General features: G+C 43.9%; 17 protein-coding genes and 1 pseudogene. 9 read left to right on the forward strand and 9 right to left on the reverse strand.

The window, feature by feature from the left end; all coding sequences use genetic code 11:
* Positions 1-267: 267 nt before the first annotated feature.
* The 3 genes from GC098_RS01900 to GC098_RS01910 are packed head-to-tail and all read right to left on the reverse strand — an operon-like array spanning position 268 to position 1630.
* Positions 268-825 (reverse strand): SRPBCC family protein, encoded by a 558-nt coding sequence (locus tag GC098_RS01900; RefSeq protein ID WP_246358369.1) that lies wholly within the window; start codon positions 823-825, stop codon positions 268-270.
* Between the two features lie 30 nt (positions 826-855).
* Positions 856-1308, reverse strand: a complete 453-nt coding sequence (locus tag GC098_RS01905; RefSeq protein WP_246358374.1) for an SRPBCC domain-containing protein — start codon at positions 1306-1308, stop codon at positions 856-858.
* Entirely contained in the window at positions 1283-1630 is a 348-nt protein-coding gene (locus tag GC098_RS01910) for an ArsR/SmtB family transcription factor (protein WP_198146170.1), read from the reverse strand. The genes GC098_RS01905 and GC098_RS01910 overlap by 26 nt, the downstream gene beginning before the upstream one ends.
* Before the next feature lie 156 nt (positions 1631-1786).
* Between GC098_RS01910 and GC098_RS01915 the strand changes: the two genes are divergently transcribed.
* Both GC098_RS01915 and GC098_RS01920 read left to right on the forward strand, forming a co-directional pair.
* Positions 1787-2221 carry an SRPBCC family protein gene (locus tag GC098_RS01915; protein WP_171640447.1) on the forward strand — a complete coding sequence of 145 codons (435 nt, stop codon included), beginning with the start codon at positions 1787-1789 and terminating at the stop codon, positions 2219-2221.
* 55 nt (positions 2222-2276) lie between these two features.
* The gene (locus GC098_RS01920; RefSeq protein ID WP_171640449.1) at positions 2277-2444 is read left to right on the forward strand and encodes a hypothetical protein; all 168 of its coding nucleotides are present in this window, start codon (positions 2277-2279) and stop codon (positions 2442-2444) included.
* 96 nt (positions 2445-2540) lie between these two features.
* Here the strand turns inward: GC098_RS01920 and GC098_RS01925 are convergent, their stop codons facing one another.
* Positions 2541-3548: a DUF3231 family protein gene (locus GC098_RS01925; protein ID WP_171640451.1), complete on the reverse strand. Its 1008-nt coding sequence runs from the start codon at positions 3546-3548 to the stop codon at positions 2541-2543.
* A 126-nt stretch (positions 3549-3674) separates the two neighbouring features.
* The gene (locus GC098_RS01930; RefSeq protein WP_171640453.1) at positions 3675-5174 is read right to left on the reverse strand and encodes an MDR family MFS transporter; all 1500 of its coding nucleotides are present in this window, start codon (positions 5172-5174) and stop codon (positions 3675-3677) included.
* A 139-nt stretch (positions 5175-5313) separates the two neighbouring features.
* Here GC098_RS01930 and GC098_RS01935 point away from each other — a divergent pair, with 139 nt between their 5' ends.
* Positions 5314-5967, forward strand: coding sequence for a TetR/AcrR family transcriptional regulator (locus tag GC098_RS01935; protein ID WP_171640455.1), 654 nt, complete (start codon positions 5314-5316; stop codon positions 5965-5967).
* A gap of 4 nt (positions 5968-5971) precedes the next feature.
* The gene (locus GC098_RS01940) at positions 5972-6841 is read left to right on the forward strand and encodes an AraC family transcriptional regulator (RefSeq protein ID WP_171640457.1); all 870 of its coding nucleotides are present in this window, start codon (positions 5972-5974) and stop codon (positions 6839-6841) included.
* A 65-nt stretch (positions 6842-6906) separates the two neighbouring features.
* On the opposite strand, the gene GC098_RS01945 is transcribed toward GC098_RS01940, so the two are convergent.
* Entirely contained in the window at positions 6907-8316 is a 1410-nt protein-coding gene (locus tag GC098_RS01945) for a HEAT repeat domain-containing protein (RefSeq protein WP_171640459.1), read from the reverse strand.
* A gap of 274 nt (positions 8317-8590) precedes the next feature.
* Here GC098_RS01945 and GC098_RS01950 point away from each other — a divergent pair, with 274 nt between their 5' ends.
* From GC098_RS01950 to GC098_RS01960, 3 genes and pseudogenes are all read left to right on the forward strand, one after another.
* A complete protein-coding gene (locus tag GC098_RS01950) occupies positions 8591-9487 on the forward strand; it encodes a helix-turn-helix transcriptional regulator (RefSeq protein ID WP_246358370.1) in 897 nt (298 codons plus the stop codon).
* 131 nt (positions 9488-9618) lie between these two features.
* On the forward strand, positions 9619-9789 hold the full coding sequence (locus GC098_RS01955; protein ID WP_171640463.1) for a hypothetical protein: 171 nt from the start codon (positions 9619-9621) through the stop codon (positions 9787-9789).
* A pseudogene (locus tag GC098_RS01960) lies at positions 9767-10396 on the forward strand (UxaA family hydrolase); the annotation flags it as partial. The gene GC098_RS01955 and the pseudogene GC098_RS01960, both read left to right, overlap by 23 nt.
* Positions 10397-10449: 53 nt before the next feature.
* Here the strand turns inward: GC098_RS01960 and trhA are convergent.
* The 3 genes from trhA to GC098_RS01975 all read right to left on the reverse strand — a co-directional run bounded on the left by trhA (position 10450) and on the right by GC098_RS01975 (position 12919).
* On the reverse strand, positions 10450-11094 hold the full coding sequence (gene trhA, locus GC098_RS01965) for a PAQR family membrane homeostasis protein TrhA (protein ID WP_171640465.1): 645 nt from the start codon (positions 11092-11094) through the stop codon (positions 10450-10452).
* Between the two features lie 134 nt (positions 11095-11228).
* Complete coding sequence (locus GC098_RS01970; RefSeq protein WP_171640467.1) at positions 11229-11828, reverse strand: glycerol-3-phosphate acyltransferase; 600 nt, start codon at positions 11826-11828, stop codon at positions 11229-11231.
* Positions 11825-12919, reverse strand: a complete 1095-nt coding sequence (locus GC098_RS01975; protein WP_171640469.1) for a glycosyltransferase family 2 protein — start codon at positions 12917-12919, stop codon at positions 11825-11827. Before GC098_RS01975 ends, GC098_RS01970 begins: the two co-directional genes overlap by 4 nt.
* Before the next feature lie 154 nt (positions 12920-13073).
* On the opposite strand from GC098_RS01975, the gene GC098_RS01980 reads away from it, so the two are divergent.
* A complete protein-coding gene (locus tag GC098_RS01980; RefSeq protein ID WP_171640442.1) occupies positions 13074-13253 on the forward strand; it encodes a hypothetical protein in 180 nt (59 codons plus the stop codon).
* A 47-nt stretch (positions 13254-13300) separates the two neighbouring features.
* Positions 13301-14047, forward strand: coding sequence for a hypothetical protein (locus GC098_RS01985; protein WP_171640471.1), 747 nt, complete (start codon positions 13301-13303; stop codon positions 14045-14047).
* Positions 14048-14855: the final 808 nt, after the last annotated feature.

Consider the following 14855-nt stretch of genomic DNA (forward strand, 5'->3'; position numbering starts at 1 on the left):
AAATCTACTTGAGAACAGCCCCATAAGGCCTATTGTGACATTCGAATCTTTATTCAGAATGAAATTCATACTTCCATTGGATTTTTCCAATGGAATCTACTCTCAGGCTTCGAAATTCGTGATTCTATTGGAATTATTCCAATGTAATTGTCTTTTAGGTCGCCAAATCCCTACTTCCACTGGATTAATCCAATGGAAGCAGCGGGCAGACTGCGAAATTCACAAAGTAGGAGCTTAATTTTCCAAATATGCCTTTTGGGCCCCCCCTTAGGCTAGGTACTTCTTGAGCGGTTCCCAATAGTTTGTATGCCAGCCTGGAGCCAGGTGAGATTCTTGGCCTTCAGGAAAGCCTGTATGGCTAAAGATTAGGCGGGTTTCTGTACCTTGCCCTTCCAATTCGAACTTCACTAGAGAATATACGCCTTCTTCCCAATTCGCGACACGCCATGCTTGAACGATTCGCTTGTTTGGCTCCAGCTCAATATTTTTCCCTACAATCATCCCTGCGAAGCAAGAGAAAGAACCGCCAGCCTCCGGAGTTATTTCTGTAGGAGCTCCTCCCGAGACTTTGCTAAACTGTGCAGAATCGGTCAATGCTTCATAAACGCGGTTTGGGCTTGCCGCGAACACAACCTCCTGATGAATAGCTGAAGAATCGCCTAATTGCTTATCTTTTCCCATCAACCATTGTGTAAGCTGCTCCACAGACATGCTTTTCAACATATCAGCGTGATCGTGAATGGCATGATGCCACATCTTCGCCTCTACTTCGTACCGGTTTTCCTCTTCTACTTTGAATCCACAATCGCAAGATAATGTTGTCATTGCCTTCCATCTCCCCATGAACTTCTAATATTAGTGCATGGCCTTAACCGACCAAGGATCTATACCAGGATCTCCACCCTCAGCCAACGTTTGGAGTCTAGTTGTATAGTGCATCCAACCCTCTGTGTGGGCGGCGACTTCTTCGACCGGCAAATCGCAGTGAGTTAATAGCAGAACAGTACCTTTGTCTTTAGCTGTGAATTTAAATTCGAGTGTGCTTGAACCAGGTGGAACCACCTTGGACTTCTCCCAGCCCCACGTCATAACGATTTTCTCGTTAGGAATAATCTCTTTATACTCCCCCATCGCAATATCCGATCCATTAACATCGATCCGATATTTTCCTCCGATGCTTGGCTCGAGCAGAATATGTCTACCCATCCAACGAACCATCTTCTCAGGGTCTGTAAAAAAGGAGAATAAGATCTCCGGACGGCAATCGATGAACATCTCTTTCCTAATCGTGTCGCTTGTTTGATTCATTTGATTCACGGTTACGCTGTCTCCTCTCTTCTTCTTCTGCGGCTTCCTTCAATAGCAGTAGACTGTCATCCCAGAAACGGTCAATGTATTCTTTCAGATCAGCAAAACCTTCCCTCCTCATACGATAATACCGCTTGGTTCCCTCTCTCCGAACCACAAGTAGTCCGGATTCCTCAAGAACCTTAAGATGTTGAGATACTGCTGGTGCCGAAATGTCAAAATGGGACGCGATGGAGCTTGATGTAAGCTCTCCATCACGTACGAGATATAAAATATCTCTGCGTCTTGGCTCTACGATGGCTTGGATCACTTTTTCGATCATGACGTTAATTTAGCATATACTTAATTAAGTGTCAACTTAACTAATGAAACTATTTAAGTTGACACTTACGTAAGTGATTGCTAAAATACGAGTGTCCAACAGCGACTGATTTTACGAACTATTTTCGATACGATATGAAATAAGGAGATTATAGATATGGGAATTGATGTTTCGGCCAAGCTGGTGATTGCTCAGAGCCGTAAAGAGGTTGCTCGATATGCGATGGAACCAACCAATGATCCCAAATGGACCAAAGGCATTACGGAGGCTGAACTCCTTACCGAACGCCCCATTGGCTTGGGAACTCAGGTAAGACGAATTGCCAGATTTCTGGGTAAGGAAATTCATTATGTTCTTAAAGTAGTTGACTATGTACCCGAGCATCTGATGGTGATGCAATCGATCAAAGGTCCGTTTCCGATGAAAGTCACGTATCAATTTGATGATGAAAATGAAGGAACATTGGCACAAATACGTGTTGAAGGTACCTCTGAAGGCTTCTATAAGTTAACGGACCTCATCATGTCTCCCCAAGTCAGAAGAAGCATTCAAGGAGACTTGAAGCGACTTAAGACGATTATGGAATCATAGAAAAACAATTCGTACTCGTCTTTTCGAGCAAGAAGGAGCATCGTTATTTTCCCCCATGCCGGGCAAACCGATGAAGGAATATGTCACCTTACCGGAGCAGTGGCGGGAAACACCTGATACAATTACGACGTGGATCGAGCAATCCTTGCAATGGGTCTCAGCGATGCCACAGAAGATTCCTGCTAAGAAAAAACCAACCACCAAGAAGAGTAAAAATGTATAGCTGTACAATCCAGACATACCAAAGACCATCCAGTACGAACATTGGATGGTTTTTTATTGAAGAAAAATCACTATATTCGACCATTTAAATCACCGCTTATAAGGAGAGTAACGCATTACGTTCGATCGCACCAGGTATTTTTTCCATCCAATCATTCTTTATCGTAAGCTCTGCGCCATCGTCTGCGTAGGTTCCGATTTCAGCTGTAAGCCGAATGTATACCGTTGTCAAATCTCTCCTCATGCTTGCTGCGAGAGAAGCTCCATAGTTCCCCATTCCTATCGCTGCAAGAAATACCGTATGGTAGAGCATTAACTTATCGGAAAATGGGGACTCTTTAGAATTCGAAATTTCTGTTTCCCATGTCGTGGGTGCCGGCAGCTGGTCATCGCGTAATAACGCGTTGAATACTTCGACATGCTTCTTGGAGATATCTCTGCCGCGCACGATATATGCAATGACTTCTTTGGTTTGAGCAACTTGAGAAAAACCTAACATCAATGCCTGACCTATGCTGTTCTTCATAATATTCATATGAAGGTTTGAGATTTCTACTGCATTTAAGGGTCTACGATCACCCAGCAGTCCATTTAACCAACTTTCTTTGTGTACATACTCAACAGAATCCGGATAGGGTATGAACGGACTTCTAGGGAGAATTCCTTTAGATTGCAAAATAGCCGTAGATTTCTCCAGCAGCTCAGCCGCGGTCTTCAAATTATGATGATAGAATGCACGTATATCTTGTCTTGAACTGCTTGCTAACGCCACTCCATAAGTAATTGTACCAGCAATGCCCATATGCCTGAGATAAAGAAGCATATATCCATCTGAAAATAGTCTTGGCGCATTTAAGTTGACATCCTTCTCTGTAAAGGCTAGAGGGATAGGGAACTTTTCGTCTTTAAACAACTTGTTACTAAATTCCATATGTTCCATTGTCAGTCCAAGTGCGTATTCAATGATTGGTTTTACGTCACCATCCTCAACAGTATGCAAAAAATGTTTGAGCACACAATTGACCATACTGTCACTTAAATAACCTCCCCATAGAGGTGCGATATCACCAGAAGTTAATTGAATATGATGCTCATCTTGACTCATTGTATTGCCCCCTAATAGGATGTTTTGCGCTATTATTTAGAATTCCATAAATACCAACTTCTATGTAGAATCGTACAAAAAAAGCCTACCGATTCATCGGTAAGCTTCTTGTACAATTGTTCGTATCTAGTGTAGTCCTTCTAACGCGACTTCTTGTTTTACAGCCTCACTAGGCTGTGTCTTGTCACGGCGAAGGAACAAGCCTAAGAATATCCCACAGATCGCAATAATTAGCATCACGTGGAAAGTCTGGCCGAATGCTTCTGGCGCTACAGCAAGCATAGCTTTTTGCATATCAGCTGGGCTGTTTATTGGAATGTTTTTTGCAGCTATGGATGAGTTCACGCGCGACGAGAGAATTGTCACCAAGGTAGCAACGGCGAAAGAATTAATTACTTGCTGCATCGCACTAGTTAAAGAAGTAACTCGACTCACCAAATCATGCGGAGCTTTCTTAATCAGATGCGAATTAAGCGGCATCATCATAAGTCCCATACCAGAGCCAGCCATAATAAGCGGTAAAATTAAGTCATGTCCTTCTGTCGTTAGATCGACATGCGAATATTGAAAGATCGCTCCGGATACAAGACTGAGTCCAGCGACAACCAACCAGCGAACACCGATTTTATCAAATAAGTAACCGCCAATCGGCATCATAACGGCCGAAGCTAACGCTTGCGGGAATAACGTCATCCCCGTATCGAAAGCACCGTACCCGCGGGCTTGCTGAAGAAATTGCGGAAGCAGGAAAATAGCCCCGAACAAGCAGAATTGCAGTACCCACTGTACGAAAATACCGAAGGAAAAATCAACAGATTTGAACACTCTCAACTCGAGCAGAGGGAGTTTGGATTTAAGTTCAACAATGATAAAGGCGATCAAGGCGACAGCTCCAATGATGATGCCCCACAGCGTTTTATCAGATGTCCAACTTTCAGCACCTTGTGTTATCCCATAAGATAAGGATGCAAAGGCGATGGGCCCTAGAATCATACCTGGTAAATCAAAACCAGCTACTTTCTTACGTGCGACAGCCGGCAGCTTCCATAGTCCAAAGATAAAGCTGAAAATACCAACGGGAAGATTAATTAAGAAAATCCAGTGCCAGGAATGGTACTCAACCAGCCATCCGGATAAGATAGGCCCAATCGCAGGCGCCAGCAAAATAGGCACACCCAGCATTCCCATCACTTGACCAATTTTGTTAGGTGGACTTAACCGGAATACGTATGCCATAGCAACAGGCATAACGAATCCACCGCCTAAACCTTGAAGGATACGGAAAACAATCAACAACTCCGCGCTGTTCGGTGTAGCACATAAAACCGATGCTACAGTGAAAAGAACAACAGAGGTGAGGAATACGTTCTTCGCCCCAAATCGGTCTGATAGCCACCCCGCTAGTGGAATGACGGCCGCAGTCGCCAGCATATAGCCTGTTACGGTCCATTGAATGGTAGGTAAATCCGTTTTAAAATCGATGACCAGCTTCGACAATGCTACATTCATCGCAGTTGTGTCGAGGATAACCATAAATATACCCGATATGATGGCGATGAGCGGTACCAGAATACTCGTAATCTTAAACTCTGGCTCCGCTGTGCCAGAAGTTATTGGTTGACTCATGTTGTGTTCCTCCTTCACAATATGTATTCCATCGTGCTACAATAGTAACGGACAATTGTCCGCAACATCATATTACGGACAATTGTCCGTAATGTCAATTATTTCTTTTGTTAAGATTGTTCTTCGAGGAGGAGCACATATGAAGCAACCAGATACCAATGAGAATTCATTATATTGCCAAGATATGAAAGAAATTCCACCTTGCGGTCGACGAGAAGAACGTGATTCGGAGTATCGCCGGCGTATTCTTACGTCTGCCAGAAGTTTGTTCGAAACCAATCAAATTGAATCCGTTACCATGCATCAGATTGCCAAAGAGTCGGGCGTGGGACAAGGCACTCTCTATCGCCGCTACGCCCATATTGGCGAGGTTTGCAGCGATCTGCTTCGTTCCACAATAGCCCAGTTTCTTACTTCTCTTGAAGAGGGTCTTGCAGATCAAGGTCCCGAGGTAACATCTATGAGCCAATTGTCGGACACGATCATTCGAATCATTGATTTTGTGGACGATAAAGCCTCTTTGCTTTCCGTCATCAACACAATGTACACCGAAAAACGAAGCTTTTATTTACACAAAAAACCTATTTATATCCGACTTCACAGCCTTGTTGCTCCTTTAATCACTCGTGCTGTTCAACAAGGGGAAATTGGACAGATCGATGTCGCTTTGACAGTTAACACAATTCTCGCATCCCTAACGCCAGAACAGTACTTGTATCATAGAGAAATTCTGGGCTATAGCAAGCAGCAATTTGTTGATGGCATTTGCCGACTCTTCGTGAAAGGAATATGAGCCCATGAGAATAGATATGAATCCTAGCCAGCTCACCTTCTGGAAGAAATATATGGCTAAAGCGAAGCTTGATTTATCCTATGCTGCTTACACCAAGGTATTGAAATCCTGGAACGATGCGAACGCTTCTTGTCCGTTTAATCGCTTATATTTTATTATCGAGGGAGAAGGCTTTGTAAAAGTTGGGGATCAGACCTATTATCCGAAACCAGGTGAACTTTATCTGCTTCCAGCGGGGAGTGATCAAGCTTATGGTACTATAAACGATCACACTTTCGGAAAATACTGGTGTCATTTCACGGCCAAAATCGGGGATTTGGATCTGTTTCAGATTTTGCAAACATCCGCTTTCATTACGATCAAAGATCCAGAAGCTTTGCAAAAAAAATTCGAACAACTGATAGCCTATCATAAAAGTGAAGAGTTAACTTCCGCCTTTAGAGTCAATGCGATTATAAGTGAATTCATTGCCGATTTCATTGAACAAACTGAAACTGTCAAGCTGAACTTGGCTTCTACCCCTACTTACGAGAAAATGAATAGTGTGTTGCACTATATGGAACAGCATATCGCTGACAACGTATCCATAGATACATTATCCCAAATTGCACACTATCATCCTAACTACTTTATTAATGCTTTTAAACAGTTTACGGGTTATTCACCGATTCAATATATGAACCATTTGCGCTCGGAAAAGGCCAAGGATTTACTCATGATGTCGGAATTAAATGTTTCACAAATCGCCGATTCGCTGGGCATGGAATTATCGTATTTTTCCCGCATGTTCCGAGAACAAACGGGTTTCACACCAACTTCTTTCCGTGATTTGAAGCCGAAAATGATCGATTACAACGAAACGATGTTGAAATGAAACATGGAAACAACGCAAAAAGGGCAAAAGTTAATTTGCCCTTTTTCTAAATCTACTTTACGCGTTTACGGATAGAACGAATTTGTCTTTGTCGTTGTCGGGCACCAGCGGGAATTAAGCAGAAACTTAATCAGCGTATTCTTAGCCCGCTCCGAACCGATATAATTCAGAGATTCCGCAGCATGAGCACGAACATATCTGTTCTCATCATCCAATGCTATTTCCAACTGAGGCACAGCAGCTTCCGCTTGAGAGCCTAATCGTGACAAGGACAAACTTGCCATGAAGCGAACTTGCGCGTTCTCATCTTGTAAGCATCTACCTAAGCTTGATACGATCTCATTCAGCGGTGTGTTCATGAATCCAAGTGCATCTACTACGGCGCAGCGAACCCGATCAGCTGGATGTTCGAGCAGCTTAATGAAGGTAGGAACGGCTTCTGCCGCTAAACCTCTTAATTCACCAAGAGCAAATATCGCATGTGTAACGATTTCAATATTCTCATGATGCAAAGCTACAAGTAGTCCTTTAACTGCCTCGCTTCCAGAAACTGATAATCCATAAGCGGAAATTCGCGATACTTGTTTATTCTCGCTATTTAATCCTTCGAGTAAAGCGTCCACACCCTGCTGCCCTCTACGTGCCAGATCATAGGCTGCATTGATCGCTAGCGGTTCAAAACCATCCAACTTAGCGGATAACTCTTTAATTTGATCCGGATCAGATGCAGCTGTTCCTGCCAGACTGCCGATTTTGCCAGACAGCCAGTTCCAGGTTTCTTCCCACATCAAATCATGCTCGGCTATTGGCAAAAGCAAGTTGGCTGGCTTCCTCCATGCTGCCTCTTGATTATTCCAACTAGGTGCTTGCGGCAGCTCTGTACGCATGAATTCAAACTTCAGCATGTAGCGCGGCTCTCCTAACACATTAGGTGTGGAACGATGCCAAATATCATAATGGATCAGCGCAAAGGTACCCGCTTCCCCGCTTGCTAAGACTTCCCCTTCGTGTTCACTCGATTCAAAAGTCCGAGTCTGGTAATTTTGTGTGCCTGGCATAACACCTGTCGGTCCTAATTCCACTGGTGTATCCTGTGGGAAATACATAATCATTGCCCAATTGGGGTGATGATTGCGCATTCTGTCATAGCCCCAATAGCTGTCCTTATGCCAGCCTCCAGCCGTTGCTGAAGCATTGAAATGTCCATGTCTATGTGCGTGCATCATATAGTTCTGGCCTAATACGCTTGTTAATGCACCTGTCACAACAGGGTGATCGAATACTTTTTGCAGCTCACGAATGCGGGGTAGTAAATTATTGCCGGGGTTCCCCTCTTCCGCATAGACCGTGTTTAATTGTGCTAAAAGATTGCTGTGAAACTCACTCGAAAAGTCGGTTTTGAGTATTAAACATCCGTTTGTAATAAATTCTCTCATTTGCTCATCAGTCAATAATAAAGGTGTGTTTTCCTGCATGGCTGTTAGCCTCCTTGGCTTTGAATGAATGCGATAACAATGACCTTATTATAAGAAAGATGTCTCTGACTAAAAATAGACGATCTTAATCAGAGCTAGCACAAAACTAAGATGGACTGTAGAGTTTTTTTAAAACTGAGACTTTTGCTTGCCCAACCCATGCTTTCAGTTCATAACTGTATATCTCTTCTATATTGGTATAAGATTATCGCATATCATCATTAACCTGCATGCTTAGGAAGTGAGTCAGCCCATGACATACCCTCAAGATTTAATGGAAAAAACACCACCCTGGGATAGCAGCTATCCCTTCCGTTTTTACCGAAACCGACCGCAGACGACCGCTAAAGACGATAACATTCTGTATCTTCACTGGCATGAACATTTCGAGATTATTGATATGCAGGTTGGCAAAGCGATATTTCATATAGATAGCCGTCCTTATGAGGCACACGCTGGCGACCTGTTGATCGTGCCCGCTGGAGCTTTGCATGTTGGCTATAATGCAGCAGATGAAGCAATGGAGTATGTCGCTGTCGTATTTAATGCTTCCTTGCTGCGAGTGATGCATCCGGATCCCGTGCATGAGCGGTATATCCTTCCATTTCTGGACGGGCGAGTTTCAATGCCTGCCAAACTATTTGCCGAGGATGAACTTGCTGCCCCTTACCGTCGACTCATTCGTGAATCTACGGCCGAATTTGAGAATCAAAATGCCGCTTACGAGCTCGTTATCAAACATAACTTTCAGCTGCTTTTCGCTCTGCTATCTCGACAATATTTACCGGAGAAGTTTATAGATAAACCTGCTCCTACCCGTCATTCAGAATCTTTCAAGCCGTTGATCCAGCATATAGAATCCCATATTGCCGAGCCATTATCGGTTGAACAGGCCGCACGGATGGTGAATCTGAACCCTTACCATTTTTGCAAAACGTTCAAGAAGCTAACCGGACGTACCTTCGTAGATTATGTGAACTGGCTCCGAATCAACGAAGCTGATCGTTTACTACGTGAAACCGAATGGACAGTAACCGAAATCGCCGAGCGAATTGGCTGCGGAAACGCTAACTATTTTACGAAGCTATACAAGAAATATAAGAGTTTCCCGCCTTCTGACGTTCGGCGAAAACGGGAATCCACTATGAAGTCAGTCCCCCCATTATCTTAGTCTTGTGCTAACATGCGTGAGAAAAGTCTCTATTCAATGCATTCATCTTCCTTTTATAAAAACTCTAAGCACAAGCTTACGAAGCAAGTTTTCTTGCGAAAACTCTAAGTGCTTATTTGAGGAGGGATCTAATGTCACATGACTTCATTCACAGGACAGATAGTCTTGTCATGAGCGAAAAGGACCATGTTGCAACCGTGCTGCGCGATATTCCGAGCGGTGAATCTATTCATTTCTATAAGGGCGCAAGTGTGCAAGCGCTATCATTACTTGCATGCTGGGGGCAGTATTGTCATCGGTGAGACGACGGAAATCATAGGCGCTGAAAACATTCTGGCCAGCCGCTGCAATTCGACGGAAACGAGTGATAAGCTTTACGAAGCTATTCAGCGATTTGAAACAGAGATCGAGCGCATGGGCGCCGATATGCGCGGCGGTAATCCAAGTCCTGGCAACATTGCTGGTGGACTTTCTACGATTGAGGAGAAATCACTCGGCTGTATCAGCAAATGCGGCACGCACCCCATTCAAGATGTGATTGGTTACGCTGAGCATGTTCCAGAGCATGGCTTATACTTTATGGATTCACCGGGAAATGACATCGAATGTGTGTCCGGTATGGCTGCAGGCGGCGTGCACTTAGTCTGCTTCACGACGGGTCGCGGAACGCCAACCGGTTCAGCTGTTGTCCCCGTGATCAAAATTACGGCAAACAAATTCACCTACTCAAATATGGAAGACAATATGGATGTGGATGTGAGCAGCATGCTCGCTGGAACATTAAATTTGGAGCAAGCAGGCGAACAAATCTGGCAGGAAATTTACGAAGTAGCTGAAGGCAAACTGACCAAGGCAGAAATTCTAGGTCATCAGGAATTCAGCATTAACCGTATCGGTCCGAGCTTATAGATCCAATTACGATGCAGATGTCAGCCTGCCGGACACTAGGCACATTTTCACCCCTACAAAACGGCAGGCATCACATAAGCATATATGGCAATAAAGTGGCAGCTGCTTCCCGCAAGCACAAACAAATGCCAAATGACATGGTGATATTTTAACCTTCGCCAAAGAAAGAATGGCACGCCAATGCAGTAAAAAGCGACTCCGACCATTAACCAAGCTAGAGCCATAGAGGGAAGAAGTTCACTTAGCGGACCGATTAATGAAACCATGAGGGCACCCATCAACAAATACATAATCAGGCCCCAAGGCATAAACCGCTTAATGATCAAATGAACATAGCGCACGCCTCCGAAAGCTAGTCCCCATATCAAAAACAGCAAAGTGTATCCAAGAGTTCCTTGCAAAGTAATCAGTAGGAATGGCGTATACGAACCCGCAATGGCAATAAAGATAGCTGAATGGTCCATAACTTCAAAGCGTTCGCCCCACTTCTTCGAGCGTGAGCAATGCAGCAGGGTCGAGGACAGATATAGCAGGCAAAAGGATGCCCCATAAATCAAATTGCTAATGATATAGGCAAGATCTTCAAACAGAACGGAACGTTGTAAAAGTAAAAAAAGACCGAAGGCACTTAGCGCCGCGCCCAAGCCGTGGCTTATTGCGTTTAGCCGTTCTTCCCTCAGAGCTAATCTGTCTTCCATTCGTAGGCTCACTCCTTTCTGCTTAGCCCCTAGTTTTTCCTAATGGTTAGCCTTGTATGTAATCACTCTGCCCTGTTTATGAGCACAAAAAATGGATCCCGGCATCATGGCCGAGATCCATTTTATTTATTTCTTCATCGCCTTTTTAAATAGACAGTAAGCTCCAATCTATGGGTATATGCGAGCAGCAGAAAATTCCCTAACCAAACCCAAAGGATCGCACTCGAATAATCCCTCATATACAAATAAATACCTACCAGCAGAAAACCGACTACAACCTGTAAGCCGTCTGCCTCTGTCGATGTAGACTTTCCTCTGTTGATCACCTTGATTGCACTTAGTAAAATGGCCAAAACCACGGCAAAAGCAAGAGAAACTTCAAAGCTGGACAATGCACTCCATACGCCGAAGGTCACAGCGATTGCTTTGCCTCCTTTCCCCTTAAGGAATGGAGAAAAGGCATGCCCGATAATCGGAGCCAGTGCAATGGAAATCATTGAGTACCCTTGAATCCTTTCATTCCCTAATACAAAAAGAAGGATAAGGTATCCTTTTAAAAAGTCGAGAATAATACCAACTACACCAATCTTATAACCAGCTGCTTTCCATAGATTTAGAGCCCCCGGATTCCCGTCACCAACCGTCTTCAAGTTTTTTTGGGCAATTAGGCCAAGCCAGTAAGAAAACATGAAAGATCCTGATAGAAAGGCACAAACCGTCCAAACAATGGTCATTGCCCCCTCCTGCTTCCTACTTTGACGTGCCGTCCTTTCCATGACACATGTCCAAGGAATACGACCTGATAAACGGAATACAGCATGACAAAGATGAAAAATAGCGTGGAGAGAACATGCAAAATAGGCATAATGATTCCAAACATACCGACATGTTTAATGAAATAAAACAACTGAAGCATGTATAAGAGATATCCGATGAAAAGTGGTAGCGCCCACGAAGTGTTGATAAATAGGAAGAAAGTTTCTGAAGCAATTAGCCCGACAACCCAAATGGCAACAAGGAGGATCGTGCCCGGACTTAACGTTGACGTGCTCAGGACTGCTCCTTTACCGAAGCCTTGAACCTCGCTCTTGATCCCTTGTGGATACATACGAAAAGAAACCAGGCCTCGCCCGATAAAATTCGTCACTTGAATCCCGGCATTCCTATAGGAGGCCCCAAGGTTCAAATCATCCAACATCTCCGACTTGATGCCTTCATGTCCCTTGATTTTCTCATAATCCTCCCTAGTCGTTAAGATGCAGGAGCCATACAGACCCTTTTTCGGATTTTTCTTTTCAAAAGGAGATGTAAAAGCGAATACACCAAGCACATTAAAGATCAACGCCAGTCTTTCCACAAACTTCTCCGTATAATGGAAGGGAACGACAGAAACGACGCCTCCCGCTTTATTTCTCGCCTTAACCAGTGCCTCCAGCGCACGTGGAGCTAAGCGAATATCCGCATCAAGAAAGGCAATTAGATCACCCGAAGCATGCAAATATCCGTTCCATACAGCCCAGTTTTTACCCGTCCATCCCTGCGGGAGACTTGTGTTGCTAATGACAGTAACCCCGTAACTTTCAGCAATTTCCTTCGTATCGTCCTCCGAAAAATCATCAACAACGATAATTTCAAAGGGTTCCAAGGTTTGTACCTTGAGTGCATGGAGGAGATGAGGCAAATTGAATGCTTCATTCCTGGCAGGAATAATGATTGACAGCTTCACTTTTTCAGGACCTTTTTCCTGACGGACAGTGATCACATTTTTTCTAAATAACAAGAAACCACATAGACACCCGATGACAAATAATACATATATCGCCACCCTCGAACCCCCTCCTTCGATTCCCTCATAACGGATGGATGAAAGTGCTGCCCTTACAATATGGAGAACAGGTTGTATTGATATATATGTGCTCATCAAGCGAACATTTCCGCAATTGTGTTATAATGTTCAATATCAAATTACTGGAGGCACAATGGCATATGAAAATATATTTATCCTCTCCTTCGATGGCGAAGGAATGGAAAATGTTTATGTAGGCGCAGATGAGGAGAAAGCACTTTCTCTGAAGCCGACTGACTTTGAAAACTGCGAGGCCCTTTTCGTAGAGATTTGGGAAGATGGGGAGAAAACCGACGATTACCGCTTAGAATAACTAGTGATACATACTTCCAAAACAAATAATAGAAAGGCGGATATAACATGGTCCATGCGTTTACCATCCAGCCCGCTTCGTATAATACTTTCGAAGACGAGACTGAGCAGCTCGAACAGTGTAAAGAATGGGGCTTGCTTTCAGAGAAAGCAGCGAAAACAAAGGCTTTTTTCTACAAGGGGAATGGATTGAATCTGCCATGCGGCATTGTTGGTTTTGTGGATAAAATGACCGCTGTCATTGAATTCGACAACAAGCAGCTGCACTGCATCCACCCCTCCTACCTGAAGGAGATGCAAGCTGCCAATTACAGCCAGAGGGGTGCAGGTTCCGCTGACTCCACAGAGGCGGAAGTCTTAGAACTTGAGACTTTGCAAGAAGATGCTCCAGCTATCGTGGAAGCTAACGTAGAAGCTAGTACTGAAGAGCTTGAAGTTAAAAAAGTCCCTAAAGAGCCGAAAAAAGAAAAGGCTAAAAAAGAAAAAGCTCCAAAGCTTCAACTTCCCGAAGAAAAAGTGAAAATGATAGCTACAGTCAAGGAATTTACAACGGTACCGAACAATTTCTCTGATACGGAAGATGAAGTCATTATCTACGAAGCTGTTTCCATGATCGAACCAGAGATGGAAATCGGCGAAGCCTGGTCCAGCCACAGTGCCACACTTAAGAAATTGGAACTGGAAGTCGGGGACAAGCTCTCGTTCGAATGTAAGATTGTTGCGAAGAAGCTCTCAAAACATCCCGTGCCTTACAAAATCAATAATCCTGCTAAAATGCAAAAGGTAACATCCTGACCTGATAGTTTGAAAACTTGTAAAGTTGTACTTTGTACACCTTTATTGAAACCATTTAGCGTTATCCCAGCTAATGTTGTATTGAATACAACAATTCCAACCCAAAATGGCCATTTCGCATGAAATAAGACTAGAGATGTTGTATGAAATACAACATCTCTAGCCTGGCCGGCAGAAATCAAAGAAACTGTTGTACGCAGTACAACTTTCCGCAAATACCAAGGAAATGTTAATCACTTTGAATCACATTGCTACTTCTCCGGGGATGAGAAGTCCATTTCGGCTCTCTCAGCATACAATGGGCGGTTAACAAGCATCCTTCTGGCTCTGAGAAGTCCTTTTTGGGCTTCACATCAACACTTTGCTACTTTTTCGACGGTGAGAAGTCCATTTCGGCTCTCTCAGCATACATTTAGCGGTTAACAAGCATCCTTTTAGCTCCGAGAAGTCCTTTTTGGACTTCTCAGCAACACTTTGCTACTTTTTCGACGGTGAGAAGTCCATTTCGGCTCTCTCAGCATATATTGGGCGGTTAACAAGCATCCTTCTGGCTCCGAGAAGTCCTTTTTGGACTTCTCATCAACACTTTGCTACTTTTTCGGCGTTGAGGAGTCCGTTTCGGCTCTCTCAGCATATATTGGGCGGTTAACAAGCATCCTTCTGGCTCCGAGAAGTCCTTTTTGGACTTCTCATCAACACTTTGCTACTTTTTCGACAGTGAGAAGTCCATTTCGGCTCTCTCAGCTTACATTGGGCGGTTAACAAGCATCCTTCTGGCTCCGAGAAGTCCATTATGGACTTCTCAGTA

This window comes from Paenibacillus phytorum (assembly GCF_013141715.1).
Taxonomy (GTDB): domain Bacteria; phylum Bacillota; class Bacilli; order Paenibacillales; family NBRC-103111; genus Paenibacillus_E; species Paenibacillus_E phytorum.

What these genes read in the sequence shown, in the direction of transcription:
- GC098_RS01900 (WP_246358369.1), bottom strand. Translation starts at nt 825, where the DNA reads ATGACAACATTATCTTGCGATTGTGGATTCAAAGTAGAAGAGGAAAAC.
- GC098_RS01905 (WP_246358374.1), bottom strand. Translation starts at nt 1,308, where the DNA reads ATGAATCAAACAAGCGACACGATTAGGAAAGAGATGTTCATCGATTGC.
- GC098_RS01910 (WP_198146170.1), bottom strand. Translation starts at nt 1,630, where the DNA reads ATGATCGAAAAAGTGATCCAAGCCATCGTAGAGCCAAGACGCAGAGAT.
- GC098_RS01915 (WP_171640447.1), top strand. Translation starts at nt 1,787, where the DNA reads ATGGGAATTGATGTTTCGGCCAAGCTGGTGATTGCTCAGAGCCGTAAA.
- GC098_RS01920 (WP_171640449.1), top strand. Translation starts at nt 2,277, where the DNA reads ATGCCGGGCAAACCGATGAAGGAATATGTCACCTTACCGGAGCAGTGG.
- GC098_RS01925 (WP_171640451.1), bottom strand. Translation starts at nt 3,548, where the DNA reads ATGAGTCAAGATGAGCATCATATTCAATTAACTTCTGGTGATATCGCA.
- GC098_RS01930 (WP_171640453.1), bottom strand. Translation starts at nt 5,174, where the DNA reads ATGAGTCAACCAATAACTTCTGGCACAGCGGAGCCAGAGTTTAAGATT.
- GC098_RS01935 (WP_171640455.1), top strand. Translation starts at nt 5,314, where the DNA reads ATGAAGCAACCAGATACCAATGAGAATTCATTATATTGCCAAGATATG.
- GC098_RS01940 (WP_171640457.1), top strand. Translation starts at nt 5,972, where the DNA reads ATGAGAATAGATATGAATCCTAGCCAGCTCACCTTCTGGAAGAAATAT.
- GC098_RS01945 (WP_171640459.1), bottom strand. Translation starts at nt 8,316, where the DNA reads ATGCAGGAAAACACACCTTTATTATTGACTGATGAGCAAATGAGAGAA.
- GC098_RS01950 (WP_246358370.1), top strand. Translation starts at nt 8,591, where the DNA reads ATGGAAAAAACACCACCCTGGGATAGCAGCTATCCCTTCCGTTTTTAC.
- GC098_RS01955 (WP_171640463.1), top strand. Translation starts at nt 9,619, where the DNA reads ATGTCACATGACTTCATTCACAGGACAGATAGTCTTGTCATGAGCGAA.
- trhA (WP_171640465.1), bottom strand. Translation starts at nt 11,094, where the DNA reads ATGGAAGACAGATTAGCTCTGAGGGAAGAACGGCTAAACGCAATAAGC.
- GC098_RS01970 (WP_171640467.1), bottom strand. Translation starts at nt 11,828, where the DNA reads ATGACCATTGTTTGGACGGTTTGTGCCTTTCTATCAGGATCTTTCATG.
- GC098_RS01980 (WP_171640442.1), top strand. Translation starts at nt 13,074, where the DNA reads ATGGCATATGAAAATATATTTATCCTCTCCTTCGATGGCGAAGGAATG.
- GC098_RS01985 (WP_171640471.1), top strand. Translation starts at nt 13,301, where the DNA reads ATGGTCCATGCGTTTACCATCCAGCCCGCTTCGTATAATACTTTCGAA.